Origin of the sequence: Nocardiopsis chromatogenes YIM 90109 (genome assembly GCF_000341185.1) — a bacterium.
Taxonomy (GTDB): Bacteria; Actinomycetota; Actinomycetes; order Streptosporangiales; family Streptosporangiaceae; genus Nocardiopsis_A; species Nocardiopsis_A chromatogenes.
This window is the reverse complement of sequence record NZ_ANBH01000128.1, coordinates 1-23,491: the sequence shown is the minus strand read 5'-3', so window position 1 is coordinate 23,491 and position 23,491 is coordinate 1. Positions and strand designations below refer to the sequence as shown.

Here is a 23,491-nt window from a genome sequence, read left to right as displayed (position 1 = left end):
CCGCCCGCCGCCAGCAGCTCCTCGTGGGTGCCCTGCTCGGCGATGCGGCCCTGCTCGACCACCAGGATGCGGTCGGCCGCCTGGATCGTGGACAGCCGGTGCGCGATCACCACCGCCGTGCGCCCGTGCAGCGCCTCGGCCAGTGCCTCCTGCACCGCCGCCTCGGAGGTGGCGTCCAGGCTGGAGGTCGCCTCGTCGAGGATCACCACGCGCGGGGAGGCCAGCAGCAGCCGGGCGATGGTGAGCCGCTGCCGTTCGCCCCCGGAGAAGCGGTAGCCGCGCTCGCCGACCATGGTGTCCAGGCCGTCCGGCAGCCCCGCCACCAGGCCGTCCAGCCGCGCCCGGCGCAGGGCGTCCCACAGCTGTTCGTCGGTGGCCTCGGGGGCGGCGAAGCGCAGGTTGGCGCGGACGGTGTCGTGGAACAGGTGCCCGTCCTGGGTGACCATGCCGACCGAGCGGCGCAGCGACTCGGCGGTCAGGTCGCGCACATCGGTCCCGCCGATGCGCACCGTGCCGCCGTCCACGTCGTACAGGCGCGGGATGAGCTGGGCGATGGTGGACTTGCCCGCGCCCGAGGAGCCCACCAGGGCCACGGTCTCGCCGGGCGCGGCCCGGAAGGTGACCCCGTGCAGCACCCGCCCCTCGTCCCGGTCGTCCAGGTCGGCGACCTCCTCCAGGGAGGCCAGCGAGAACGCCGACGCCTTGGGGTAGCCGAACTCGACCCCGTCGAACTCAACGTCGGCGGCGCCCTCGGGGAGCGGCCGCGCGTCGGGGCGCTCCTTGACCAGCGGCTCCAGGTCGAGCACCTCGAAGACGCGGCTGAAGCTGACCAGCGCGCTCATGATCTCCACGCGGGCGCTGGCCAGGGCGGTCAGCGGCGCGTACAGGCGGGTGAGCAGCAGGGCCATGGCGACCACCGACCCCGAGTCCAGGCCGCCGGTGAAGACGTAGTAGCCGCCCAGGCCGTAGACCAGCGCCAGCGCCAGGGCCGAGACCAGGGTCAGCGCGGTGAAGAAGACCTCCTGCACCATCGCCGTGCGCACCCCGATGTCGCGTACCCGCCGCGCGCGCGTGGCGAACTCGGCCGACTCGTGCTCAGGGCGCCCGAACAGCTTCACCAGGGTGGCGCCCGGGGCGGAGAAGCGCTCGGTCATCTGGGTGCCCATGGCGGCGTCGTGGTGGGCCGACTCGCGCTCCAGGCGCGCCAGGCGCGATCCCATGCGCCGGGCGGGGACCAGGAACAGGGGGAGCAGCAGCAGCGACAGCAGGGTGATCTGCCAGGAGATGTTGACCATCACGATCAGGGTCAGCAGCAGCGTCACGACGTTGCTGACGACACCGGACAGGATGTCGCTGAACGCGCGCTGGGCCCCGATGACGTCGTTGTTCAGCCTGCTGACGAGGGCGCCGGTGCGGGTGCGGGTGAAGAAGGCGACCGGCATGCGCTGCACGTGGTCGTAGACGGCGGTGCGCAGGTCCAGGATCAGGCCCTCGCCCAGGCCCGCCGACAGCCAGCGGGTCAGCAGCCCGAAGGCCGCCTCGCCCAGGGCGATGAGGGCGATGAGCCCGGCGAGGCCCACGACCAGGCCCAGGTCCCGGCCGTCGATGATGGCGTTGACCACGCGGCCCGCCAGCACCGGGGTCGCCACGGCCAGGACCGCCAGGACGACGCTGAGCACCAGGAAGGCGCCGAGCCGTGCGCGGTGCGGTGCGGCGAATCCGGCGATGCGCTTCAGCGTCTCCTTGGAGAAGGGGCGCTTGTCCTGTTCCGCGTGCATCGCCATGTACAGCGAGTGCCACGCGGTCATCTCCATGCTCATGTCCGCCTCACCGGCCTCTCGTGGGTCAGCGCCCTCGGGCGCGCGTCGCACGAGAACATTAAGACCTAGAGTTAACTTGAGGTCAATGGCCGGGGGCGGCCCGTGCGGAGGGCCGGTCCGGAGCCCCCTCGGGAGTCCCCCTCCCGAGGGGGCGCGCTCGCGGCTACGGGCGCCGGGTGGGCCGGTCCATGGCCACGACCCCGCCCAGCGTCCCCCATTCGTTGCGGCCGAGGCGGGACAGCGGCCGCAGGCGTGTCACCTCCGGGTGGGCGCCGTCGAGCACGGACCCGTCCACGGCCACGTGCACGACCCGCCCGAACACCACCGTGGAGTCGCCGAGCAGCAGGGTCGAGTGCAGGCGGCACTCCAGCGCCACCGGACTCGCGGCCACCCGCGGGGCCTTCACCGCGGCACCCGGCTCGCGCGCCAGCCCGGCCGCGTCGAACTCGCTGTCGCCGCGCTCCAGCGGCGCCGAGGTGGCGTTGACCTGCTCCATCAGCGGCTCGGGGGCGAGGTTCACGGTGAACTCGCCGGTCTCCTCGATGTTGCGCAGACTGTCCTTGCGGCCGACCGAGGTGAACTGCACGATCGGCGGCTCGGCGCAGGAGACGGTGAAGAAGGAGTGCGGGGCGAGGTTGTCGCTCCCGGAGGCGGAGACCGTCGCGACCCAGGCGATGGGGCGCGGGACGACGACGGCCGTGAGCATCGTGTAGAAGGCCCGCCCGGGGAGGTCCTCGGCGGTGAACTCGGTACGCATCGCCACCATTATCGGCGGTGCGCCGGAGGCCGCGTGCGATGCGGCCCCCAGGGGGCGGGGCCGGGGCGGGTGCGGGGTCCGTGGGGTCCCTGAGGGGAAGAAGAAGGGGCATGGAACGCAGTGGCATCGAGCTGATCACCCTGGCCGACGTGCAGGCGGCGTCGGGCCGGATCCGACGCCGGGCGGTGCGCACGCCGCTCCTGACCTGTCCCTGGGCCGAGGGGCGGCTGTGGCTCAAACCGGAGAACCTGCAGCCCGTCGGGGCATTCAAGATCCGCGGGGCCGTGAACGCCGTGCGCGCGCTGCCCGCGCGGCGCAAGGCGGCCGGTGTGGTCACCCACTCCTCGGGCAACCACGGCCAGGCCCTGGCCTTCGCCGCGCGGTCGGAGGAGGTCCCCTGTGTCGTGGTGGTGCCCGAGGGGGCGCCGAAGGTGAAGCTGGACGGCATGCGGCGCCTGGGCGCCGAGATCGTGCCCGTCCCCGCGGCGCGGCGTGCGCAGGCCGCGGGGGACATCGCCCTGCGCCGCGGCATGGTGCTGGTCCCGCCCTTCGACGACCGGGAGGTGATCGCCGGGCAGGGGACGGTGGGGCTGGAGGTCGTGGAGGACCTGGGCGGCGTCGACACCGTCGTGGTGCCGGTGGGCGGGGGCGGCCTGGCCTCCGGGACGGCGACCGCGGTCAAGGGGCTGCGGCCGGACGTGCGGGTGGTCGGGGTGGAGCCCGAGCTGGCCGCCGAGACCGCCGAGGGGCTGGGGGAGGGGCGCCTGGTGTCCTGGAGCCCCGAGCGCACCGGGAGGACCGTCGCCGACGGGGTCCGGGTGGGCCCCTCGGAGCTGACCTTCGCCCACATGAAGGAGCGCCTGGACGGCATCGTGACGGTCACCGAGGAGGAGATCGTGCACGCGATGGGGGTGATCGCGCGGGAGGCGCGCGTGGTGGCCGAGCCCAGCGGGGCGCTCGCGGCCGCGGCCCACCTGGCCGGGCGGGTGCGGGGGGAGGCCGTGGTGGCGGTCGTCTCCGGCGGCAACGTGGACCCGGTGCTGCTGCGCCGGGCCCTGGACGGGGGCGACGCGTCCGCGCGGAAATGAAAACGGTTATCGTTATGGTGTAGGGTGGGCGGGTCCGGAACGACCCCGAGAGGACGTGCTGTCCATGTCACGCGTGTGCCAGGTGACGGGCAAGAGGCCCGCGTTCGGCAACAACGTCTCCCACTCCCACCGGCGGACCCGCCGCCGGTTCGACGTCAACCTGCAGACCAAGCGGTACTGGCTGGAGTCGGAGCGCCGCTGGGTGCGCCTGCGGGTGAGCACCAAGGGGATGAAGGTCGTCGACCGCAGGGGCGTCGAGCGGGTGGTCGCCGAGATCCGTGCGCGTGGAGAGAAGGTCTGAGGCGTGGCCAAGAAGAGCAAGATCGCCAAGAACGAGCGCCGCAAGGAGGTCGTGGCGCTGTACGCCGAGCGCCGGGCCGAGCTGAAGCGGGTCATCGCCCACCCGGACACCGGGCCCGAGGAGCGCGCCGAGGCCGTGCGGGCGCTGGCGCGCCAGCCGCGCGACGCCAGCCGCACGCGCGTGCGCAACCGCGACGCGGTGGACGGTCGGCCCCGGGGCTACATCCGCAAGGCGGGGCTGTCCCGGATCCGTTTCCGCGAGATGGCCCACCGAGGCGAGCTGCCGGGCATCACCAAGTCGAGCTGGTGAGGGCCGGTCCCGAGTGAAGCCGCCCCCGCCCCTGGCCCCGGCGGGGACAGGAGCGCCCGGGCGGCGCCTCAGGGGTGCAGGCGCCGTCCGGGGCGTCCCCGGCGCATGGGGCGGCGACGAAGGGTCGGCGCCGCCGCACTGCCCCTCCGCCCGAAGCGGCGAAGGGGGCGGGCCCGGAGGGCGTGCGCCCTCAGGCCGCGTGGCCGGGGACGGGCTCGCGGTCGTGCGTGCGGGCCGACTCGGCGGCCCGGGTCGGCGCTGCGGCCCTCGGGGCGGGCATCGCGCCGTCGGGGCGGGGGACGCCCGCCTTGTCGTCGAGGCGGTTCTGCAGTGCCGCATTGGCGGTGCAGCCGATCGCGCCGAGCACGACCAGGGCGATCCCTCCGAGGGTGATGGCCAGGACGGTGGTGATCAGAGCGGTGTCGACCATGTTCGGCCTCCTGTGGATGGCACGGTCGGGGCGGGGAGCCCCGCACCTTCAAGAGTAATCACTGTTCACTGAAGTACGCACCGTTCCTGAAAGTGAACCGCGTCATATCTTCGCACCGGACCGGCGCGGCCGCGTAGGTTCGGGGCATGGCCGAACTGACCGAGGTCCAATCCGTGATCGACCGGGGCGGCCACCGCGCCGTCGTCTCCGCCGTTCGCGCCGACGGGTCGGTCCAGTCCAGCCTCGTCGCCGCCGGCCTGACGGAGCACCCGGTCACCGGGGAGCCCGCCGCCGCCTTCACCACCGCCGCCGACGCGGTCAAGCTGCGGCTCCTCAGGGAGCGCCCGCAGGCATCCCTGGTCTTCCAGGCCGGATACCACTGGGCGAGCGTGGCCGGGCACGCCGACCTGATCGGCTACGACGACCCCTACGACGGCGTCGACTCCGCCCACCTGCGCGCGCTGCTGCGCGGGGTCTTCGCCGCCGCGGGCGGCACCCACGACGACTGGGCCGAGTACGACCGGGCCATGGAGGAGCAGCGGCGCACCGCCGTCCTCATCCGCCCGGACCGCGTCTTCGCCATGTGAGGGAGCGGGGGCGGGGCGGCCGATCGGCCGCGCGGCCCCTGAGGCGCCGGGTCAGGCCCGGCTGAGGCGGAAGCCCTCGTACCCCGAGGCCGCCACCCCGTCCAGCACGTCCCGGTACACGTCGACCCCGCCCGGATACGGCAGGAACACGCGGGGCTTTCCCGGTACGTTGGCCCCCATGTACCAGGAGTCCGCGCGCGGGAACAGTGTGGCCGCGGCGACCTCCTGCACGTGGGCCACCCACTGCCGCTGTGCCCCGGGGTCGGCCTCGACGACCTCCGCGCCCTGCCCGTACGCGGACGCGATCAGGCCGGAGATCCACTCCACGTGCTGCTCGATCGAGACCACCATGTTGCTGAGCACCGACGGGCTCCCCGGGCCCGTCACCGTGAACATGTTCGGGAATCCGGCCACCGCCAGCCCCAGGTGGGCGGTGGGCCCCTCCGCCCAGGCGTCGCGCAGGTGCAGCCCGCCCCGCCCGCACGGGTTCACGGCGGTCAGGGCGCCGGTCATCGCGTCGTAGCCGGTGGCCAGCACCAGGTCGTCGGCCGGGTACTCGCCGCGGGCGGTGGCCACCCCTCCCGGCGTCGCCCCGGCGAGCGGCTCGGCGCGCAGGTCCACCAGGCGCACGCCGTCGCGGTTGAAGGCCGTGTAGTACCCCGAGTCGATGCACGGCCGCTTGGTGCCGAAGGGGTGGCTGCGCGGGGTCAGCGCCTCGGCCGTGGCGGGGTCGTCGACGGCCTCGGCGATGCGCGCGCGGATGAAGTCCGCCGCGGTCGCGTTGGCGTCGGCGTCGGTGCTCAGGTCGTTGTAGGAGCGCAGCATCCCGAACAGCCCGCCGTGCTCCCATGCCTGCCGGTAGGTGGCGGTGCGCTCCTCCTCGGACACCTCCAGGGCCGACAGGTCGGCCTTGGGCCCGGGGACGCCCGTGGGCGATCTCCGGGCGCGTGCGCGGTGCTCGCGGTAGCGGCGCTTGACGGCGTCCTGCTCGTCCGGGGCGAGCGGGCGGTCGTTGGCCGGGAGGCTGAAGTTGGCGGTGCGCTGGAAGACGGTGACCTCGGCGGCCGCCTCGGCGATGACCGGGACGGCCTGGATGCCCGAGGAGCCGGTGCCGATCACCGCCACCCTGCGCCCCGTGAAGTCCACCTCCTCGTGCGGCCAGCGCCCGGTGTGGAGCACGCGCCCCCGGAACCGCTCCAGGCCGTCGACCCCCGGGGCCTTGGGCACCGACAGGCACCCGGTGGCCATGACCAGGTACCGGGCGGCGTAGGCGGTGCCGCCGTCGGTGCGCACGCGCCAGACCCGGTCGGCGCCGTCCCAGGCGGCCGCAGCGGCGCGCGTGTCCGTGCGCACGTCCCGGCGCAGGTCGAACCGGTCGGCCACGTGCTCGATGTAGCCCAGGATCTCGGCCTGGCCGGGGTAGCGCCGCGTCCACGACCACTCCTGCTCCAGGGCGGGGTCGAAGGAGTAGGAGTAGTCCATGCTCTCCACGTCGCAGCGCGCGCCCGGGTACCGGTTCCAGTACCACGTGCCGCCGATGCCCGCCCCGGCCTCCAGGGCCAGCGCGCGCAGGCCCAGCCCGCGCAGCCGGTGGAGCAGGTAGAGCCCGGCGAAGCCGGCGCCGACGACCAGGACGTCGAGGCCGCCGGGGGCGGTGGGGGAGGGGGAGGGCGTGCGGTGCGGAGAGGACGGCATGCGGCGCCTCCGGAGCGACGGCGTCGGGCGCGGCCGAGGGGCGGCGCGCGTGGCCCGAACGTAGGCCGGGCCGGTGCCGGGGTCAACGGCCCCCGGCCCACCCCGCCGGGCGGGCAGGTATGTACGATGAGAAAAGAGTTTTGCACTAGTTTGTTTTGGAGGATGCCCCGTGTACGTGCCCGCGCACTTCTCCGCCCCCGAGGGGTCCCTGGCGCGCCTGCTGGGCGCGCCGACCGCGTCCGACCTGGTCACCGCGGACGGCGACGGCTTCGACGCCACCCCCGTCCCCTTCGTCCGCATCCCGGACGGCGACGGCGGAGACGGCAGGCTGGTGGGCCACCTCGCGCGCAACAACCCCCAGTGGCGCGCCGGTGCCGGTGGCGGCGCCCCGGCCATGGTCATCGTGCGCGGCCCCGGCGCCTACGTCTCGCCGTCCTGGTACCCCTCCAAGCGCGAGCACGGACGCACGGTCCCCACCTGGAACTATGTCACCGCCCACGTGCACGGCCGGCTCATCGCCCACGACGACACGGAATGGACCGAGTGGGCCGTGCGGCTGCTGACCGAGCGGCACGAGGGCGGCCGCCCCGACCCGTGGTCGGTCGACGACGCCCCGCGCGCGTTCACCGACGGCATGCTCCGGGCCATCGTCGGAATCGAGGTGCGCATCGACCGCGTCGAAGGCAAGTGGAAGCTCGGGCAGAACCGCTCCGAGGCCGACCGGGCCGGGACGGCGGCCGGGCTGCGGAGCGAGGGCGGGGCCCAGGGGGCGGCCGTCGCCGAGGAGATGGAGCGCGTGGAGCGGCCCACGCGGTGACCGGATGTCCCGAGCCGCGCACACTGCGGAACTGTGATGTGATCGGGGCCACTTCGAGACCGCCGCTCCCCAGAGTGGGAGGCCGGTATAGACCGGTCGAGGGCGTGCGGGCGGGACCCGCCGCCCGGCAGCGGAGGCGCCCATGGAGGCCGTGCAAGCCGTCCTGATCTGGATCGCCGACAACGTGTTCGGCCAGGTGGCCATCCTCATCGGCCTGATCACCCTGCTGGGGCTGGTCCTGCAGCGCAAGCCGGTCGAGGAGGTGGTCGGCGGCGCCCTGAGGGCGGTGCTGGGGATCGTCATCCTGTTCGTCGGCATCGAACTGTTCACCGGCGGCCTGGGCGACTTCCAGACCATCGTCTCCAGCGCCGTGGGGGCCGACCCGCCCGCCGCGGAGAACACCCTGGACGCCTTCCTGGGGGAGTACGGCGGGACCGTCGCCCTGGTCATCACGGTGGGCTTCGTCCTGCACCTGCTGCTCGTGCGCGTCTTCCCGGCCGCCCGCAACGTCTACCTCACCGGCCACCTGATGTTCTGGGTGAGCGTGGTCATCACCGCCTCCCTGGTCGAGGCGTTCGGCGACCTGCCCCAGGCCGTCCTGGTGGGCAGCGGCTCGGTGCTCATCGCCTGCTACTGGACCCTGCAGCCCATGTGGATCGCGCCGTTCATGCGCAAGGTGATCGGCCGCGACGACTTCGGGCTGGGCCACACCACCTCCACCCTGGCGCTGCTCACGGCCGTGGTCGCCAGGCCCCTCGGCGACCCCGAGCGGCACGGCACCGAGAAGCTGACCCTGCCCCGCCGCCTGTCGTTCTTCAAGGACGTCAACGTCAGCACCGCGCTGGTGATCGGCGCCATCCTGCTGGTCGCCATGGCGTTCGCCGACGCGGCGACCGTCGCCGAGGCCGCGGCCGCCTACGACGAGAACATCGACCCCTGGGCCTGGGGCGTCATCGCCGCCTTCCGGTTCGCCGCGGGCATCGCCATCCTCCTCTACGGCGTGCGCATGTTCCTCGCCGAGATCGTCCCCGCGTTCACGGGGGTGGGCGAGAGGGCCGTCCCCGGCTCCAAGCCCGCCCTGGACATCCCCACCGTCTTCCCCGCCGCCCCGACCGCCGTGATGATCGGCTTCGTCGTCAGCACCGGGGTGTTCCTCGTCCTCCTGGGCGCCTTCGCCGCGACCGGGTGGTTCACCCTCGTCCCGCCGATGATCATGCTGTTCTTCGGCGGAGGGGCGGCCGGGGTCTTCGGCAACGCGGTCGCGGGGTGGCGCGGGGCCGTGGCCGGGGGCGTGCTCAACGGCGTCATCCTGGCCGTCGGGCAGGCCGTGGCCTGGGGCATGCTCTCCGGGACCGCCCCGGAACTGGCCACCCTCGCCGACGCCGACTGGTACGCGATCACCGCCCTCCTGCTCGGCCTCGGCGCGGTCCTGCCGGGGGTGTGGCCGGTGACGGTGCTCGTCGGTGCGGTGACGGTGGGGCTGCTCACCTGGCTGTCGCTGCGCGCCCGGAGGAGGGAGCGCGCGCGGGACGGGCGCGCCCCGAAGGGCCCGGGGACGTAGCCCGCAGGATGCCCGCCGCCCCGTGTGCGGCGGGAGGGAACACTAGGGTCGATCGGAGAAGAGGCGACGATGGCGCGATCACACCCCTTGACGGTGCTCACCGTGTGCGGCGTGGGGATGGGGAGCAGCCTCATCCTGAAGATGACCGCCGAAGGGGCGCTCAGCGACCTGGGCGTCCGGGCACGCGTGGAGAACGCCGACCTGACCACCGCCCGGGGCACGGCGGCCGACGTCGTCATCGGCCAGGGCATGCACATGGGCGAGATGGAGGGCACCGCGCCGGTGGTGGTCGCGGTCGACGACTTCCTCGACCGCGAGGGCCTGGCCCGCGAGCTGCGCGGGCCGCTGGAGGAGCAGGGCTGGCTGTGACGCGCACCGGGTCCCGGCGGCGGGACGGCACAGCGACGACGCACACCGAGGAGGAGCGGATGGACGCCTACCACGGCGGCGGGGACTTCGGGGCCCGCATGCGCGACCGCCTGGAGGAGGTTCAGCGGGCCAACGCCGACGTGCTGGAGGAGGTCGCCGCCCTTCTGGTCGAGCGGGCCGTCCGGGGCGAGGGAATGGTCCTGGTGGCGGGGTCGGGCCACTCGATGATCGCCGTGGCCGAGGCCTTCTTCCGCGCCGGGGGGCTGGCCCCGGTCAAGCCGCTCTACGACCCCGAGCTGCTGCCCCTGCACGGCGCCGCCGCGGCGACCGCCGCCGAGCGCCGGAGCGGCCTGGCCGAGCGGGTCCTGGAAGGCGCCGGGGCCGACGGCCGGGACCTGCTGTTCGTGTTCTCCACCTCGGGGGTCAACCCCTACCCGGTGGAGCTGGCGCGCGGGGCGCGCGGCCGGGGGCTGCCGGTGGTGGCCTTCACCTCGCGGGCCTGCGCGGCGGCCGCGCCGCGCCGGGCGGACGGCACCCTGGCCGAGGAGGCGGGGCTGGTGGTGGACACCCTGGTCGACCCCGGGGACGCGGCCTACCCGTGGGCCGACCCGGTGACCGCGCCGCTGTCCAGCCTGGTCAACTCCTACCTGTGGAACCTGCTGCTGGCCTCGGTGCACGACCGGGTGCGCAAGGAGGGCCTGGAGCCGCCCCTGTGGCGTTCGGCCAACATGCCCGGCGGCGACGAGGCGAACCAGCGGTTCTTCTCCCGGTACGGCCCGCGCGTGCCCGAGCTGGGCTGAGGCGGCGGGCGGCCGCGGTCGGCGCGGCCGCCCGCCCCTCAGCGCAGGGCCGACACGAACAGGTGGGCGGCCAGGGCGAACCCGGCGAGGGAGACGGCCCACCGCAGGGGGCGCTCGGGCAGGCGGCGCACCAGCGCCGGGCCCAGCGCGCTGCCCAGCAGGCACCCGCACGCCAGGGCGGCCGCCGCCCACCAGTGCACGGGCGCCAGGACGGCGTAGGAGACCGCGGCGACCAGGTTGGCGGCGCCGGTGGTGACGTTCTTCAGGGCGTTGGACACCGCGAGCGACTCGTCCAGGGCGACGCTCAGGAGCGCCAGCATGAGCACGCCCGCCGCGGCCCCGAAATAGCCGCCGTAGACGCCCACCAGCGCCACGGACACCCCCAGCACCGCGGGGCCCGAGCGCCCGCCCCGCCGCCCGCCGCGGGCGGCCGCGCGGGCCGCGAGGCGGCGCACCGTGTCGCGCCCGACCAGCAGGAGCGATCCCAGGGCGATGAGCCAGGGCACGATCAGCTCGAACACGCCCTCGTCGGTGTTGAGCAGCAGCCAGGCGCCCAGGGCCCCGCCTGAGGCGGCGAGCGCGCCCAGGCGCACGATGCGCCCGCGCTGTCCGCGCAGCTCGGAGCGCGAGGCGGCGGCCGACCCCACGGTGTTGGAGAACAGCGCCACGGTGTTGGTGACGTTGGCGGCGATGGGCGGCAGCCCGACGGCCAGCAGCGCGGGGTAGCTGAACAGCGAGGCCAGGCCCGCGACCGAGCCGATCAGGCCCGCGGCGAAACCGGCGGCGACGAGGAGGGCGACGGCCGCGGGGTCCATGCGCTCCTCCTGCCTTCGTCCCGGCCGGCCGACCGGGCGCCGGACCGGGTCATCGTCCGATTATGGGACATCTCCCGGGCGCGCGGACGGGCGGGGGGTGCTTGGGCCCGTGGTCCCGCCCCCGGGGAAAAGGGGCGGGACGCCGGGTGGCCGCCGGATCACACCATGGAAGTGAGGGTAGCCTCATTATGTCTTGATGGCGAGAGAAGTGGGCGGGGAACTTCGGCGGGCCGCCCCCGGTGCGCGCATCGGCGCCGGGTGTGGCAGGCTGCTGCCGCAACCGGTGGAGGAGGTCGGCCGAACGTGGGACAGGACGCAGCGCAGACCGATGTGGCCAGTATCTTCGCGGCCCCGGGGGCGGTCCCCGTGGTGGGCGCCCCGATGGCGGGCGGGGGCAGCACCCCCGAACTGGTGGCCGCCGTCAACGCGGCGGGCGGCCTCGGCTTCCTCGCGGGCGGCTACAAGGGCGCCGACGCCCTGGCGTCCCAGATCGCGCGCACGCGCGAGCTGACCGACCGCCCCTTCGGCGTCAACCTGTTCGTGCCCGGAGAGGACACGGGCGACCGCGAGCGGGTCCACGGCTACGCGCGCGGCATCGCCCCGGACATCGAGGCCGTGGGCGCCGAACCGGGCGAGCCCCGGTGGAGCGACGACGGCTACCCGGCCAAGGTCGCCCTGCTGACCGCGTCCCCCGTCGCGGTGGTGAGCTTCACCTTCGGCGTCCCGGACCCCTCCGACACCGCGGCCCTGCACGCGGCGGGCAGCGCCGTCATGGTGACCGTCACGACCCCGGACGAGGCGCGCGCGGCCGCCGAGGCCGGCGCCGACGCCCTGACCGTCCAGGGGGCCGAGGCCGGAGGGCACCAGGGATCCTTCGACGACGCCGAGGAGCGCACGACGCCCCTGCTCGACCTGCTGTCGCAGGTGCGGGAGGAGGTGGACCTCCCGCTGGTCGCGGCCGGGGGGATCGGCGACGCGGCGGCGGTGCGCAAGGTCCTCTCCCACGGCGCCGTCGCCGCCCAGATCGGCACGGTCCTGCTGAGGACGCCGGAGAGCGGGGCCTCCGCGACCTACAAGCGGGCGCTGGCCGACGAGGTGTTCCCCGGCACCGCGGTCACCCGGGCCTTCAGCGGCCGCAGGGCGCGCGGACTGGTCAACCGCTTCCTGTCCGCGCACACGGCCGAGGCCCCGGCGGCCTACCCGCAGGTGCACTACCTGACCGGCCCGATGCGCGCGGCTGCGGCCAGGGAGGGCGACACCGAACGCCTCCACCTGTGGGCGGGCACGGCCTACCGGGCGGCGGAGGAGCGCCCGGCCGCCGAGGTCGTACGCGCATTGGCCGAAGGGGCCGACGTGACCGGGCCCGGCCGGTACTGACAGGCCGCGCCGGTCGGGCGCCGCCGCCCCCGGCGGGCGCGGAGGCCCCTCAGGCGTGATGCCCCCTCAGGCGTCCTTCGGGACGTACATGCGGATGTCGTCCACGCGGGCGTCGCCCTCGTAGAAGTTCATGTGCGGCTGGCCGATCAGGAAGAAGTCGGGATAGGCCGACCCCTCGGGCCAGACGTTCCGGTCGGTGTAGGTGCCGTCGGGGGAGGGGTAGGTCCACGTCCGGTCGTACCGTCCCGCGTACTCCTCCGGCGTCCTGTTGTAGTGCCACACCGGGTGCTCGCCGTCGTCGAACGGCTGCTCGTACCGCAGCGTCCACTCGCCCACGTGGCGGAACTCGCCCGCCACCTCCAGCACGTAGCGCCCGTCGCGGCGCTCGACGGCGAACCGGTAGTCCTGGCGCGGCATCGCCTCGGGGACCAGGTCGGCCTGGCTGACGATCCCGCCCCCGTACTCCGTCCCGCACTCGCTGTGCATCAGGTACTCGGTGCCGGGCTGGTTGCCGTAGCGCCGCTCCGGGGTCATGAACAGCATGTTGACCCCGTTGCCGCTGCCCCACTCGTACGGCTGCAGCTCACCGGTGGAGGCATCGCAGTACCGCAGCCCGTTGCCCGTGTACCGGTACCGGTTGTAGCCGTCCATCACCACCTTGCGGTGCGTGTGCACGAAGACGTTGTTGTGCGGCGCCGGACGCTCATAGTCCATGACCGACAGGAAGTAGAAGCCGTTGGAGTCGCGGGTGACGTCGTACCACTCGCATTCGGGAGGGGAGAAGTCCCCCGACCCCGCCCAGGGGAAGTTGGTCTTGCAGTCCGAGGGCGCGTACCCGTTCACCTTTCCGTCGTAGTCCCACTCGCCGTCGCGCTGGCCGCCGAAGTCGACCGTCTTCAGCGTCACCTCGATCCGGTACTCCTCGGGCAGCGCGTCGGTCGAGCGCACGATGACCGCGCCGTGGTGGTCGGGGTTGTCGAACAGGCCGGTCGCCCCGGCGCCTGGAAGGACGTCCCTGCCGAACGACGGCGCGCCCTCCCGGGCGCCGCCGCCCGTGTCGCGCGTGGCGAGCTCGGCGGTCAGCCACCCGCCCTTGCCGAACGCGAAGGAGCGCCGGTACAGGTCCACGCCCTCCAGGTGGCGGTCGAAGTCGTCGCCGCCGATGGTGCGGAAGTAGCCGCCGTCGTTGTCGTAGCCCCCGGCGTCGTACGGGCTTCCGGGGCCGTCCTTGTCGGGGAACCACCCGGTGTCGTCCTCGGGGGCGAACCGGGAGAAGTTCTCGGCGTGCACCAGGCGCCACCCGCCGGGGCCGCCCTGGCCGCCGCCCCCCTCCTGCGCCTCCGCGCGCCGGGCGTCCACCGCGGCCGCGCACGGCAGCAGCGCGACGGCGGCGAGCGCCCCGGCCGTCCAACGTCGTCCGCCCGTTCCCATAACGGCCTCCCGTCGCTCCGTCCCCGGAGCCCCAGGGTGGCCGAGGGGCGCCCGCCCGGCCAGGGCCCACACCCCGGTCGCGGGAGGGGCCCGTGGGCCTCACCCCCGCTTGAAGTGCTCCAGGATCGGCGGGATGACCCGCTCGGGGTCCTCCTCGGGCAGCCAGTGCGTGGCGCTGTCCAGACGCACGTACTCGTAGGGACCCTCCACCCAGGCGCCCGTGCCCTCGGCGGCCTCAGGGCCGAACGCCAGGTCGCCCTCGCCCCACATGTACAGCGTGGGCGCCTGCACCGCTCCCGCGTCGGCGGCGTCGCCCTGCAGCGCGCGGTACCAGCTCAGCGCCGCCGTCAGCGCCCCGGGCTCGGACAGCCGGCGCACGTTGTCCTCGACCAGCGGCTCGGGAACACGCCCTTCGTAGACGTCCCGCAGCTTGGCCGCGCCGTCCTTGAGGAGCACCTCCTCGGCCTTGCCCTCCATGCGGAACAGGCCGATGTAGGACAGCTTCTTCTGCTGCTGCTCGGAGACGCGCACGGCCTCCGTGAGCGCGCGCGGGTGCGGGGTGGACAGCACGGTCAGGGTGCGGATGCGCTCGGGGCGGCGGAACGCGGCGGGCCAGGCCAGCACCCCGCCCCAGTCGTGCGCGACGAGGTGGAAGCGCTCGCACTCCAGCGCGTCGGCGAAGCCGAAGACGTCCTCGACGAGTTCGTCGACGGTGTAGGCGGCGGTGCCCTCGGGGCGGGCGCCGGGGGAGTAGCCGCGCTGGTCGACGGCGACGGCCCGGAACCCGGCCCGCGCGGCGGCGGCGAGCTGCTCGCGCCAGCAGGTCGAGAACTCGGGGAAGCCGTGCAGGAACAGGGCCAGGGGGCCGTCGGCGGGCCCAGCCGCCAGCGCGTCGAACGACATGCCGCGGACGCTGAGGGTGGTCGGCTCGGCGCCGCCGGAGAGGTGGGGGTCCATGGCGCTCCTCGGTCGAAAGGGTCGAAGGGTTCCGGTAGAGCTCGACAACGGTTCCCAACTTAGTGGGCTCCGCTGTCGGACCGGTCGCCCCACCGCCGATCGGACCGGAAAACCCGTTGTGCCTAGAATCCGGTTCAGGGGGGACCCCGCACACGTGCCGCGGACGCCCAGAGCCGCGCAGCGAGAGGAAGTGCCCGCATGGAGCAGCCGACCGCCGTCCTCCCCGAGTCCGTCTCCTGGCGCCTGCACATCGACCGGTCCATGTGGGTCGCCGGGGTGCGCGGGCTGATGCTCCAGGCGCTGCACCCGGTGGCGATGCAGGGCGTCTGGCAGCGCTCGGACTTCATGGACGACCCCACGGGGCGGCTGCTGCGCACCGCCGACTTCGTCGCCACCACCACCTACGGCAGCCCTGCGGAGGCCGAGGAGCTGGGCGCGCGGGTGCGCGCGGTGCACCGGCGGCTGCGGTTCACCGACCCGGAGACCGGCGCTGCGCGCCGCGTCGACGACCCGGAGCTGCTGCTGTGGGTGCACTGCGCCGAAGTGGTCTCCTACCTGGAGGTGGTCGTCCGCGCCGGGGTCCGCCTGGGACCGGGCGACGCCGACCGCTACTTCGCCGAGCAGGCGGACACCGCCGCCCACGTGGGGCTCGACCCCGCGCAGGTGCCGACGTCGGCCGGGCGGATGCGCGCCTACCTGGCCTCGGTGCGGCCACGGCTCCGGGGCGGGGCCGAGGCGCGGGCGGCCGTGCGGTTCCTGCTGTGGCCCAAGGTCCCGGCGCACATGCGCGCGCTGGCGCCCCTCAAGCCGCTGTGGCTGCCCGTCGGGGCGCTGGCCTACTACACGCTCCCGCGGTGGGCGCGGAAGGAGTACGGCATCCTCCCCGAACCGCCGGGGACGCAGACCGCGGTGACCGCCTCCCTGCGCGCGCTCCGCACAGGGCTGCACGCCCTGCCGGACGACATCTACAACCGCGTGTTCGACGAGGCCACCATCGCGCGGGCGCGCACCGCCCGGCGGCGCCTTGAGGCGGCGGGCTACGACGTCTCACGGGGCTTCGCCGGACTGCGCGACCCGGGCACCTGGCCGGTCCGGGAGCCCACCGCGGCGGAGCCGGTGCGGGTGCGGGCCCCAGGTCCGGCCTGGGAGGGGCCGGTGGTCGAGCGGTAGCCTGGAGTGGTGAAGCGCCGCATGCGTCGGTACGCCTGGCTGATGGGCGCCTGCCTGGTGCTCTTCGGGGGCTCCCTGCCCGTCTACCACCTGTTCGGCGTGGGGTGGGCGGTGGGCATGTGCGCCGTCGCGATGGTCCTCCCGCCGGTCGCCGCCATCATCGGCAACACCCAGGACCCCGCCGACCCGCAGGACCACGACGCCTCCTACGGCCCCAACGCGGACTGAGGCGCCCCGCACGCTGCGGGACGCCCCAGTGGGCCCTCGGCGTCCGGCGGGGCCGGAGCCGGGCGCCGGTCAGCCCCGCAGCACGGCGCGCAGCGCGGCCAGCACCAGCTCGGCGCGGTCCAGGCGCGCGTTGTGGCCCATCAGGCCGATCCGCCACACCGACGAGGCGTACTCGCCCACGCCCGCGCCGATCTCGATGCCGTACTCGGTGAGCAGGCGCTCGCGCACCTTGCCCGAGTCCACGCCCTCGGGGACCTTGACCGAGGTGAGCTGGGGCAGGCGGTGGCCCTCGGCCGCGAACAGCTCCAGCCCCATCTCCCGCAGGCCGTTCTGCAGCAGCTCGCCCGCTGCGCGGTGGCGGGCCGCGACGTCGTGCACGCCCTCCTGCTGGATCCGCTCCAGGGTCCGGTCGAGGGCGGCGATCATGCCCACCGGCGCGGTGTGGTGGTAGGCCCGGCCCCCGCCGGATCCGCCGCGCACGTAGGCGCCCAGCAGGCCCAGGTCGATGTACCAGACGGGGGGATCCTCGACCCGGCGCTCCCACGCGCGCTCGGAGAAGGTGAACGGCGCCAGCCCCGGGGGCACGCCCAGGCACTTCTGCGTCCCGGAGTAGGCGGCGTCCACCTTCCACTCGTCGACCGCCACCTCGGTCCCGCCGAGGGAGGTGACGCAGTCGGCGATCAGCAGGGTGTCGTCGGAGCGCGCGCGCAGCGCCGCGCCCAGCGCGCCGATGTCGCTCATGACGCCGGTCGAGGTCTCGGCGTGTACGGCGGCGACGATGGCGGGGGAGGGGTGGGCGTCGAGGACGCGCTGCACGTCCACCGGCTCGCCCCAGGCGTGGTCGACCCGCACCACCGTGGCACCGTAGCGGCGGGCGACCTCGCACATCCGCTGGCCGAACAGGCCGTTGACCGCGATGACCGCGGTGTCGCCGGGGCGCACGGTGTTGGCGAAGGCGGCCTCCATGCCCAGCGACCCGGTGCCGGACAGCGGCAGGGTCAGCGGGTTGGAGGTGCCCCACAGCGCGCGCAGGCGGTCGCCGGTGCGGTCGAGGACCTTGATGAACTCCGGGTCGAGGTGGCCCAGGATCGGGGCCGAGAGCCCCTGCACGGCCTCGGGGTAGGGGTTGCTCGGTCCGGGTCCCAGGAGGGTGCGCTCGATCAAAGGCATGTCCGCCACTCTAAGGTGCGCCGGGGGCGTGTGGGGGAGCAGGGGTGCGGGAGGCCCGCCGTGCTGTGCGCCGCCCCTCGTCCGGAAAAGGGATGATCCGACAGGAAGCGTGCGTTCTGCTGCTGGAGGCGGCGGTGCCCGGCCCGGCCCCGGGGGGCCGGAGTCGGCCGGGCGCGCGCGCCGCTGAGCGCGGCACGCCGCGACACAGGGAGACCAGGGGAAGACCAGGGGAGAGGAGCGCCGATGGGTGCGGTGGCAGGGCAGGCCGAGGGCGTCGCGGTCCGGGTGGCCGACATGGGCGACCCCGGTGTCGCCCCGATGCTGGAGGGCCTGGCCGCGGAGTACACCGCCCGCTACGGGCGGCAGGCCGCCGAGCGTGAGCTCACCGGCACCCCGGACGCCGCCTTCTCCGCCCCCGGCGGCGGGGTCGTCCTCGTCGAGGACGCGGGACGCGCGGTCGCCGGAGGCGCCTTCCTGCGCAAGGACGCCCGCACCGCCGAGTTCAAGCGCATCTGGACCGACTCCGCGCGCCGCCGCCAGGGCCTGGGCCGCCGCGCGATGGCGGCCCTGGAGGAGGCCGCCGCGCGCCGCGGGTACCGCCGCGCCTACCTGACCACCGGCCCCGAGCAGCCCGAGGCCGTGGCGATGTACGAGCGCCTGGGGTACACGCTCTCCTCCGAGGAGGGGATGGTCCCCGACGGGCGCCGCATCTATTACGCCTTCGCCAAGGACCTCGCCGCCCACGGCGGGCCCGGCGGCCCGACCGGGCCTGCCGGGCACGCGGGGATGCGCGCCGGTGAGGCGTCCTACGATTGACCCAGCGCGCCGCCACAAGCGGCCGGTACGAGCAGCGAGCGAGCGATGGAGGCCACAGCCGTGACCGAGCAGCAGCACCCCCAGGGGAAGGCGCACAACCCCGGCGGCGCCGAGGCGCCCGTGTTCCGGCCCCGGAAGAACGGTCAGGAACAGAAGGTCTCCGCTGAGCTCTCGGACTGGATGCGCACCGGCTGGGCCGACACCGAGTTGCGCGACGTGGAGCCCCTGGAGCAGGCCGGGCACACGGCGCGCCGCCGCGCCGCGCTGAGCGCGCGCTTCCCCGGCGAGCGCCTGGTGATCCCGGCCGGGGGCCTCAAGACCCGCTCCAACGACACCGAGTACCCCTTCCGGGCGGCCTGCGACTACGTGTACCTGTCGGGCGACCGTTCCGACGACGGGTGCCTGGTGTTCGAGCCGCGCCCCGGCGGCCACGACGTCACCGCCTACCTGCGCCCCCGCTCCAACCGCGAGAACGGCGAGTTCTGGCTCGACGGCCACGGCGAGCTGTGGAGCGGCCGCCGCGACAGCCTCGCCGAGGGCGCCGCCCGCCTGGGGATCGCCGCCCACGACGTGCGCGAGCTGCCGGCCGTCCTGGAGAAGGCGGCCGACGGGGCCGCCACCCGCATCGTGCGCGGGCACGACGCCGCGCTGGAGAAGGTCGTCGACGGCCTGCGCGGAGACGCCGGGAAGGCCGCCGAGCGCGACGAGGAGCTGGCCGTCGCCCTGCACGACCTGCGCCTGGTCAAGGACGAGTGGGAGATCGAGCAGCTCCAGAAGGCCGTGGACTCCACCGTGCGCGGCTTCGAGGACGTCGTGGCGGCGCTGCCCAAGGCCAAGGCGACCTCCGAGCGCTACATCGAAGGCACCTTCTTCCTGCGCGCGCGGGTGGAAGGCAACGACGTCGGCTACGGCACCATCGCCGCGTCCGGCCCCAACGCGACCACGCTGCACTGGGTGCGCAACGACGGCCCGGTGCGCGACGGCGAGCTGCTGCTGCTCGACGCCGGTGTGGAGACGGACGAGCTGTACACCGCCGACGTGACGCGGACCCTGCCGATCTCGGGGACCTTCACCGACGTGCAGCGGCGCATCTACGACCTGGTGTACAAGGCGCAGGAGGAGTCGATCGCGGCGGTCGCTCCGGGGCGCCCCTTCCGCGACTACCACGTTGCGGCCCAGCGCGCGCTGGCCGAGGGCCTGATCGAGATGGGCCTGCTGGAGGGGCCGGTCGACCGCGTGGTGGAGCTAGGGCTGCAGCGCCGGTACACGCTGCACGGCACCGGGCACATGCTGGGCCTGGACGTGCACGACTGCGCCCGCTCGCGCACCGAGGAGCACGTCTACGGGGATCTGAAGCCGGGCATGGTGCTGACGGTGGAGCCGGGCCTGTACTTCCAGCCCGACGACCTGACGGTTCCCGAGGAGCTGCGCGGCATCGGCGTCCGGATCGAGGACGACGTGGTCGTGACCGAGGACGGCAACCGTGTGATGTCCGCCGGGCTGCCGCGCCGGTCCGACGAGGTCGAGGCCTGGCTGGCCGAGCGCCTGCCGAAGGCCTAGCCGCGGCGCGGGGGACCGCGCAGAGGACAGGGGCGCCCGCCCCGCCGTCGCGTTCGCGCACCGGCGGGGCGGGCGCCGTGCTGTCGGGCCCCGCCGACGGTTCCCGCGGCGACGGCGGGAGGACGGTGGAGAGGGAGGCGGCCGGGCCGCACCCTGACCGTCCATTGTGGACGGTCAGGGGCAGGATTCTCCCTGCCAGTTTCAATCTATAGCAGCCCCCGGGGCTTGCCGCAAGACCCCGGTCATGGCGCACAATCGGTCGTCCAAGCCGGAACCCGCCCTGGTCGCAGGGCCTGTGAGGCGTGCGCGAAACCGGTCGCGGAGGAGCGTGCGCACCGGGCCCGGCACGGGGCCGGGCGGGGCTCCGGCGGAGGGGGCGCCGGAACGCGAGGGGCGGTGGCGCACGCGAGCGGCGCCCCCGGCCGCGCCCGGGAATCAGCGCACTCAAAGGGGAGAAGAGGGGCTTACATGAACGACGTGATCGTGGTCGGCGGCGGCCCCACGGGCATGATGCTCGCCGCCGAACTGCGGCTGTGGGGCGTGCAGGTGGCCGTGGTGGAGAAGGACACCGAGCCGACGCCCGTCGTCCGCTCGCTGGGCCTGCACGTGCGCAGCATCGAGGTGATGGACCAGCGCGGGCTGCTGGACCGGTTCCTGGAGGAGGGCAAGACCTACCCGCTCGGCGGGTTCGCCGGGATCTCCAAGCCGACGCCGGAGGGGCTCGACACCGCGCACGGCTACATCCTGGGCATCCCGCAGACCACCACCGACCGGCTGCTGGCCGAGCGCGCCGCCGAACTCGGCGCCGACATCCGGCGCGGCAGTGCGCTGACCGGGGTGTCGCAGGACGAGGAGGGCGTGACCGCCGAGCTGGACGACGGGCGGAGGCTGCGCGCCCGCTACCTCGTCGGCTGCGACGGCGGCCGGAGCACCGTGCGCCGCCTGCTCGGCATCGGCTTCCCCGGGGAGCCCAGCACCAACGACACCCTGCTGGGCGAGATGGAGGCCACCGCCCCCGTCGACGAGATCGTCGCGGTGATGACCGAGGTCCGCAAGACCAACCTGCGCTTCGCCGCGGGCCCCGTCCCGGACGGGAGCGGCCGCATCCGCGTCGTCGTCCCCTCCGAGACGGTGGCCGAGGACCGCACCGAGCCGCCCGCGTTCGACGAGTTCCGGCGGCAGCTGCGGGTGCACGCCGGGACCGACTTCGGGGTGCACTCGCCGAGCTGGCTCTCCCGCTTCGGCGACGCCACCCGGCTGGCCGAGCGCTACCGGGAGGGCCGGGTGCTGCTGGCCGGGGACGCGGCGCACATCCACCCGCCGCTGGGCGGGCAGGGCCTCAACCTCGGCGTCCAGGACGCCGTCAACCTCGGCTGGAAGCTGGCCGCCGAGGTCCGCGGACATGCGCCCGAAGGGCTGCTGGACACCTACGGCGCCGAGCGGCACCCGGTGGCCGCGAGCGTCCTCGACAACACCCGCGCCCAGTCGGTGCTGGTCTCGACCGACCCCGGTGCGCAGGCGGTGCGGCGGCTGCTCTCGGAGCTGATGGACTTCGAGGAGGTGAACCGGTACCTGGTCGAGAAGGTCACGGCGATCGGCGTGCGCTACGACCTCGGGGGCGCACACCCGCTGGTCGGCGGGCACCTGCGGGACGTCCCGCTGAAGGAGGGGCGCCTCTACGAGCGGATGCGCGGCGGGCGCGGCCTCCTGCTGGACCGCACCGGCGGGCTGACGGCGGCGGGCTGGGAGGACCGGGTCGACCACGTCGTCGACGAGAGCGACGAGCTGGACGTTCCCGGGGTGCTGCTGCGCCCGGACGGGCACGTGGTGTGGGCCGGGGACGACCCGCAGGAGTCGGCGGCGCGGCTGGAGGAGTGGTTCGGTCCGGCGGTCTGACCGGCCGGACCGTGACAGGCGGCCGGGGTCGGCCGATGACGGCCGCCCCCGGCCGCCCGCTTCCGGGACGGCCGGGCGCGGCCCGCCGCCGTGGTGACGGGCGCTAGGGGTGCGTGGGCCACGGCCTCCTGCGCGGCGCCCGGGCACGCCCCTCGCCATGTTCTCATCGGTCGACAGCGCACCTAGGCTGACTCCTCCTGCTTTTCGGGAGCACAGCGGCCTTGCGATGGATATGACACCGCCAGTGCCGTTCTACGGCCATCAGCCACTCAACCCCCCTTGATCGTTGATGGGAGACCCTGTAATCGGCTGCGGACACGGCGAGGGGCGCCGGTGGTCGGTGTGTGCGGGCCGGGGTGTGCCGGGGAGGGGGTGCGCGCTCTGCGCCGCGGTCCGGCGCGACCGGCTGATCGGTGCCCCGGTCAAGAGGCCGCCGGTGGTCGTCGACCACTGATCGGGGCACACATTTCCCGTCGACGATCTCAGCCGCTCAGTCGTCGGCCGACCTCGGGTTGTACTCCCGCGCGCGCTCCTGGCCCGACAGCGCGGCGATCGCGTCCATCACCTCATCGGTGACGACCCTGCGCGCGCGGCCGGTCTTCATGTGGCCGTACCCGAACGAGAAGTCCAGCGGCTCGCCGAAGCGCAGGGCGATGGGGGCGATCCTGGGCAGCTTCGCGTCGATGGGCTGCACCCGGTCCGTCCCCCGGACGGCGACGGGGACCACCGGAGCCCCCGACGTCAAGGCCAGGTGTGCGACCCCCGTGCGCCCCCGGTACAGTCGCCCATCGGGCGAGCGCGTGCCCTCCGGATAGATCGCGAAGGCGCCGCCGTCCTTGAGGACCGAGAGTCCGAGGTCCAAGGCGTCGACGGCCTCGCGCCCGCCGCCGCGCCGCACGGGGACCGCCCCGAGTGCGGTGAACACGGTGCGCGAGGCGCGCCCTTTGGCCCCGGGGGCGTCGAAGTACTCGGCCTTGGCAAGGAACCGGACCGTACGGGGCACCGCGAGGGGGATCACGACGCTGTCGCAGAACGACAGGTGGTTGGACGCGAGAATGACCGGGCCGTCCCCGGGGATGTTCTCCAGGCCGCGTACGTCCGGACGGTACAGCGCGCGGCCCGTGACCGAGCCGATCCTGCGCAGCGCCTTGTAGATCATGCGGCCCCTCCTGTGGTGCGACCCGCAAAGGGTAGCCACGGGCCCCGGGCGCGGCGCTCCTGACCCCACCCCTTGCACCTGCACGACGACCGGAGCGAACGGGCATGCCTGACACCCACCCCACAGAGACCAGGCTGGAGAACTGGCGGCGGCGCACCTTCGCCCCGCTCTTGGCGGCCTCCCTCGTCTTCTTCGCCGCCTACGCGTGGCCCATCATCGACCCCGGGCTCTCCGACACGTGGCGGGCGGTGTGCGAGGCCGCCATCTGGTCGGTGTGGGCGGTCTTCGCCCTCGACTACTTCGCCCGCCTGGCCCTGGCGCCGCGCAAGGCCGCCTTCGTCCGCCGCAACTGGTTCGACCTGGTGGTCATCGTGCTGC

Annotated in this window: 23 protein-coding genes and 1 pseudogene; 15 read left to right on the top strand and 9 right to left on the bottom strand. The window is 74.4% G+C overall.

The features are described 5' to 3' along the window. Positions 1-1,820 (bottom strand): ABC transporter ATP-binding protein (locus D476_RS0113230; RefSeq protein WP_017624418.1); only part of this gene is annotated, 1,820 nt, incomplete at its 3' end. A gap of 163 nt (positions 1,821-1,983) precedes the next feature. Next, positions 1,984-2,577 (bottom strand): flavin reductase family protein, encoded by a 594-nt coding sequence (locus tag D476_RS0113225; RefSeq protein ID WP_017624417.1) that lies wholly within the window; start codon positions 2,575-2,577, stop codon positions 1,984-1,986. A gap of 110 nt (positions 2,578-2,687) precedes the next feature. On the opposite strand from D476_RS0113225, the gene D476_RS0113220 reads away from it, so the two are divergent. From D476_RS0113220 to rpsN, 3 genes are all read left to right on the top strand, one after another. Next, on the top strand, positions 2,688-3,665 hold the full coding sequence (locus D476_RS0113220; RefSeq protein ID WP_017624416.1) for a threonine ammonia-lyase: 978 nt from the start codon (positions 2,688-2,690) through the stop codon (positions 3,663-3,665). Positions 3,666-3,729: 64 nt separating this feature from the next. Next, positions 3,730-3,966, top strand: coding sequence for a 50S ribosomal protein L28 (gene rpmB / locus D476_RS0113215; RefSeq protein WP_017624415.1), 237 nt, complete (start codon positions 3,730-3,732; stop codon positions 3,964-3,966). A 3-nt stretch (positions 3,967-3,969) separates the two neighbouring features. Beyond that, entirely contained in the window at positions 3,970-4,275 is a 306-nt protein-coding gene (rpsN, locus tag D476_RS0113210) for a 30S ribosomal protein S14 (protein WP_017624414.1), read from the top strand. A 190-nt stretch (positions 4,276-4,465) separates the two neighbouring features. Here the strand turns inward: rpsN and D476_RS33175 are convergent, their stop codons facing one another. After that, positions 4,466-4,705 carry a hypothetical protein gene (locus D476_RS33175; RefSeq protein WP_017624413.1) on the bottom strand — a complete coding sequence of 80 codons (240 nt, stop codon included), beginning with the start codon at positions 4,703-4,705 and terminating at the stop codon, positions 4,466-4,468. Positions 4,706-4,851: 146 nt separating this feature from the next. On the opposite strand from D476_RS33175, the gene D476_RS0113200 reads away from it, so the two are divergent. Further along, the gene (locus tag D476_RS0113200; protein ID WP_017624412.1) at positions 4,852-5,292 is read left to right on the top strand and encodes a pyridoxamine 5'-phosphate oxidase family protein; all 441 of its coding nucleotides are present in this window, start codon (positions 4,852-4,854) and stop codon (positions 5,290-5,292) included. A gap of 51 nt (positions 5,293-5,343) precedes the next feature. Here D476_RS0113200 and D476_RS0113195 read toward each other — a convergent pair whose 3' ends face one another. Next, positions 5,344-6,987 (bottom strand): flavin-containing monooxygenase, encoded by a 1,644-nt coding sequence (locus tag D476_RS0113195; RefSeq protein WP_017624411.1) that lies wholly within the window; start codon positions 6,985-6,987, stop codon positions 5,344-5,346. A gap of 169 nt (positions 6,988-7,156) precedes the next feature. On the opposite strand from D476_RS0113195, the gene D476_RS0113190 reads away from it, so the two are divergent. From D476_RS0113190 to D476_RS0113175, 4 genes are all read left to right on the top strand, one after another. Then, positions 7,157-7,804, top strand: a complete 648-nt coding sequence (locus tag D476_RS0113190; protein WP_017624410.1) for an FMN-binding negative transcriptional regulator — start codon at positions 7,157-7,159, stop codon at positions 7,802-7,804. 142 nt (positions 7,805-7,946) lie between these two features. Then, positions 7,947-9,365: a PTS ascorbate transporter subunit IIC gene (locus tag D476_RS0113185; RefSeq protein ID WP_017624409.1), complete on the top strand. Its 1,419-nt coding sequence runs from the start codon at positions 7,947-7,949 to the stop codon at positions 9,363-9,365. A gap of 69 nt (positions 9,366-9,434) precedes the next feature. Beyond that, positions 9,435-9,734 carry a PTS sugar transporter subunit IIB gene (locus D476_RS0113180; protein WP_040726268.1) on the top strand — a complete coding sequence of 100 codons (300 nt, stop codon included), beginning with the start codon at positions 9,435-9,437 and terminating at the stop codon, positions 9,732-9,734. Continuing rightward, positions 9,731-10,534 (top strand): sugar isomerase domain-containing protein, encoded by an 804-nt coding sequence (locus D476_RS0113175; RefSeq protein ID WP_017624407.1) that lies wholly within the window; start codon positions 9,731-9,733, stop codon positions 10,532-10,534. Before D476_RS0113180 ends, D476_RS0113175 begins: the two co-directional genes overlap by 4 nt. A gap of 38 nt (positions 10,535-10,572) precedes the next feature. Here D476_RS0113175 and D476_RS0113170 read toward each other — a convergent pair whose 3' ends face one another. Further along, on the bottom strand, positions 10,573-11,349 hold the full coding sequence (locus D476_RS0113170; RefSeq protein WP_017624406.1) for a sulfite exporter TauE/SafE family protein: 777 nt from the start codon (positions 11,347-11,349) through the stop codon (positions 10,573-10,575). Positions 11,350-11,652: 303 nt separating this feature from the next. Between D476_RS0113170 and D476_RS0113165 the strand changes: the two genes are divergently transcribed. Beyond that, on the top strand, positions 11,653-12,726 hold the full coding sequence (locus D476_RS0113165; RefSeq protein WP_017624405.1) for a nitronate monooxygenase: 1,074 nt from the start codon (positions 11,653-11,655) through the stop codon (positions 12,724-12,726). A 66-nt stretch (positions 12,727-12,792) separates the two neighbouring features. Here the strand turns inward: D476_RS0113165 and D476_RS0113160 are convergent, their stop codons facing one another. Both D476_RS0113160 and D476_RS0113155 read right to left on the bottom strand, forming a co-directional pair. Then, positions 12,793-14,157 carry a hypothetical protein gene (locus D476_RS0113160; protein WP_017624404.1) on the bottom strand — a complete coding sequence of 455 codons (1,365 nt, stop codon included), beginning with the start codon at positions 14,155-14,157 and terminating at the stop codon, positions 12,793-12,795. Between the two features lie 99 nt (positions 14,158-14,256). Further along, positions 14,257-15,114, bottom strand: coding sequence for an alpha/beta fold hydrolase (locus D476_RS0113155; RefSeq protein ID WP_017624403.1), 858 nt, complete (start codon positions 15,112-15,114; stop codon positions 14,257-14,259). Between the two features lie 198 nt (positions 15,115-15,312). Here D476_RS0113155 and D476_RS0113150 point away from each other — a divergent pair, with 198 nt between their 5' ends. Together D476_RS0113150 and D476_RS0113145 are read left to right on the top strand one after the other, a co-directional pair. Next, positions 15,313-16,284, top strand: coding sequence for an oxygenase MpaB family protein (locus D476_RS0113150; protein WP_017624402.1), 972 nt, complete (start codon positions 15,313-15,315; stop codon positions 16,282-16,284). Between the two features lie 9 nt (positions 16,285-16,293). Beyond that, complete coding sequence (locus D476_RS0113145) at positions 16,294-16,512, top strand: DUF3099 domain-containing protein (RefSeq protein WP_026123472.1); 219 nt, start codon at positions 16,294-16,296, stop codon at positions 16,510-16,512. Between the two features lie 69 nt (positions 16,513-16,581). Here D476_RS0113145 and D476_RS0113140 read toward each other — a convergent pair whose 3' ends face one another. After that, positions 16,582-17,682, bottom strand: a complete 1,101-nt coding sequence (locus D476_RS0113140; RefSeq protein WP_026123471.1) for a pyridoxal-phosphate-dependent aminotransferase family protein — start codon at positions 17,680-17,682, stop codon at positions 16,582-16,584. Between the two features lie 243 nt (positions 17,683-17,925). On the opposite strand from D476_RS0113140, the gene D476_RS33170 reads away from it, so the two are divergent. The 3 genes from D476_RS33170 (at position 17,926) to rox (ending at position 21,954) form a co-directional block, all read left to right on the top strand. Next, positions 17,926-18,498 carry a GNAT family N-acetyltransferase gene (locus D476_RS33170; RefSeq protein ID WP_017624399.1) on the top strand — a complete coding sequence of 191 codons (573 nt, stop codon included), beginning with the start codon at positions 17,926-17,928 and terminating at the stop codon, positions 18,496-18,498. A gap of 45 nt (positions 18,499-18,543) precedes the next feature. Continuing rightward, positions 18,544-20,058, top strand: a complete 1,515-nt coding sequence (locus D476_RS0113130) for an aminopeptidase P family protein (protein WP_017624398.1) — start codon at positions 18,544-18,546, stop codon at positions 20,056-20,058. A 468-nt stretch (positions 20,059-20,526) separates the two neighbouring features. After that, the gene (rox, locus tag D476_RS0113125) at positions 20,527-21,954 is read left to right on the top strand and encodes a rifampin monooxygenase (RefSeq protein ID WP_017624397.1); all 1,428 of its coding nucleotides are present in this window, start codon (positions 20,527-20,529) and stop codon (positions 21,952-21,954) included. 490 nt (positions 21,955-22,444) lie between these two features. On the opposite strand, the gene D476_RS0113120 is transcribed toward rox, so the two are convergent. Beyond that, positions 22,445-23,113, bottom strand: a complete 669-nt coding sequence (locus D476_RS0113120) for a lysophospholipid acyltransferase family protein (RefSeq protein ID WP_017624396.1) — start codon at positions 23,111-23,113, stop codon at positions 22,445-22,447. Positions 23,114-23,217: 104 nt separating this feature from the next. Between D476_RS0113120 and D476_RS0113115 the strand changes: the two are divergent. Further along, positions 23,218-23,491, top strand: a pseudogene (locus D476_RS0113115) (two pore domain potassium channel family protein); the annotation flags it as partial.

Excerpts from the sequence above, each read along its gene's own strand:
- D476_RS0113200 (WP_017624412.1), top strand. The coding sequence starts at position 4,852 with ATGGCCGAACTGACCGAGGTCCAATCCGTGATCGACCGGGGCGGCCAC.
- D476_RS0113220 (WP_017624416.1), top strand. The coding sequence starts at position 2,688 with ATGGAACGCAGTGGCATCGAGCTGATCACCCTGGCCGACGTGCAGGCG.
- D476_RS0113225 (WP_017624417.1), bottom strand. The coding sequence starts at position 2,577 with ATGCGTACCGAGTTCACCGCCGAGGACCTCCCCGGGCGGGCCTTCTAC.
- D476_RS0113140 (WP_026123471.1), bottom strand. The coding sequence starts at position 17,682 with ATGCCTTTGATCGAGCGCACCCTCCTGGGACCCGGACCGAGCAACCCC.
- D476_RS0113155 (WP_017624403.1), bottom strand. The coding sequence starts at position 15,114 with ATGGACCCCCACCTCTCCGGCGGCGCCGAGCCGACCACCCTCAGCGTC.
- rox (WP_017624397.1), top strand. The coding sequence starts at position 20,527 with ATGAACGACGTGATCGTGGTCGGCGGCGGCCCCACGGGCATGATGCTC.
- D476_RS0113195 (WP_017624411.1), bottom strand. The coding sequence starts at position 6,987 with ATGCCGTCCTCTCCGCACCGCACGCCCTCCCCCTCCCCCACCGCCCCC.
- D476_RS33175 (WP_017624413.1), bottom strand. The coding sequence starts at position 4,705 with ATGGTCGACACCGCTCTGATCACCACCGTCCTGGCCATCACCCTCGGA.
- D476_RS0113150 (WP_017624402.1), top strand. The coding sequence starts at position 15,313 with ATGGAGCAGCCGACCGCCGTCCTCCCCGAGTCCGTCTCCTGGCGCCTG.
- D476_RS0113180 (WP_040726268.1), top strand. The coding sequence starts at position 9,435 with ATGGCGCGATCACACCCCTTGACGGTGCTCACCGTGTGCGGCGTGGGG.
- D476_RS0113170 (WP_017624406.1), bottom strand. The coding sequence starts at position 11,349 with ATGGACCCCGCGGCCGTCGCCCTCCTCGTCGCCGCCGGTTTCGCCGCG.
- rpmB (WP_017624415.1), top strand. The coding sequence starts at position 3,730 with ATGTCACGCGTGTGCCAGGTGACGGGCAAGAGGCCCGCGTTCGGCAAC.
- D476_RS0113185 (WP_017624409.1), top strand. The coding sequence starts at position 7,947 with ATGGAGGCCGTGCAAGCCGTCCTGATCTGGATCGCCGACAACGTGTTC.
- D476_RS33170 (WP_017624399.1), top strand. The coding sequence starts at position 17,926 with ATGGGTGCGGTGGCAGGGCAGGCCGAGGGCGTCGCGGTCCGGGTGGCC.
- D476_RS0113160 (WP_017624404.1), bottom strand. The coding sequence starts at position 14,157 with ATGGGAACGGGCGGACGACGTTGGACGGCCGGGGCGCTCGCCGCCGTC.
- D476_RS0113130 (WP_017624398.1), top strand. The coding sequence starts at position 18,544 with ATGGAGGCCACAGCCGTGACCGAGCAGCAGCACCCCCAGGGGAAGGCG.
- D476_RS0113120 (WP_017624396.1), bottom strand. The coding sequence starts at position 23,113 with ATGATCTACAAGGCGCTGCGCAGGATCGGCTCGGTCACGGGCCGCGCG.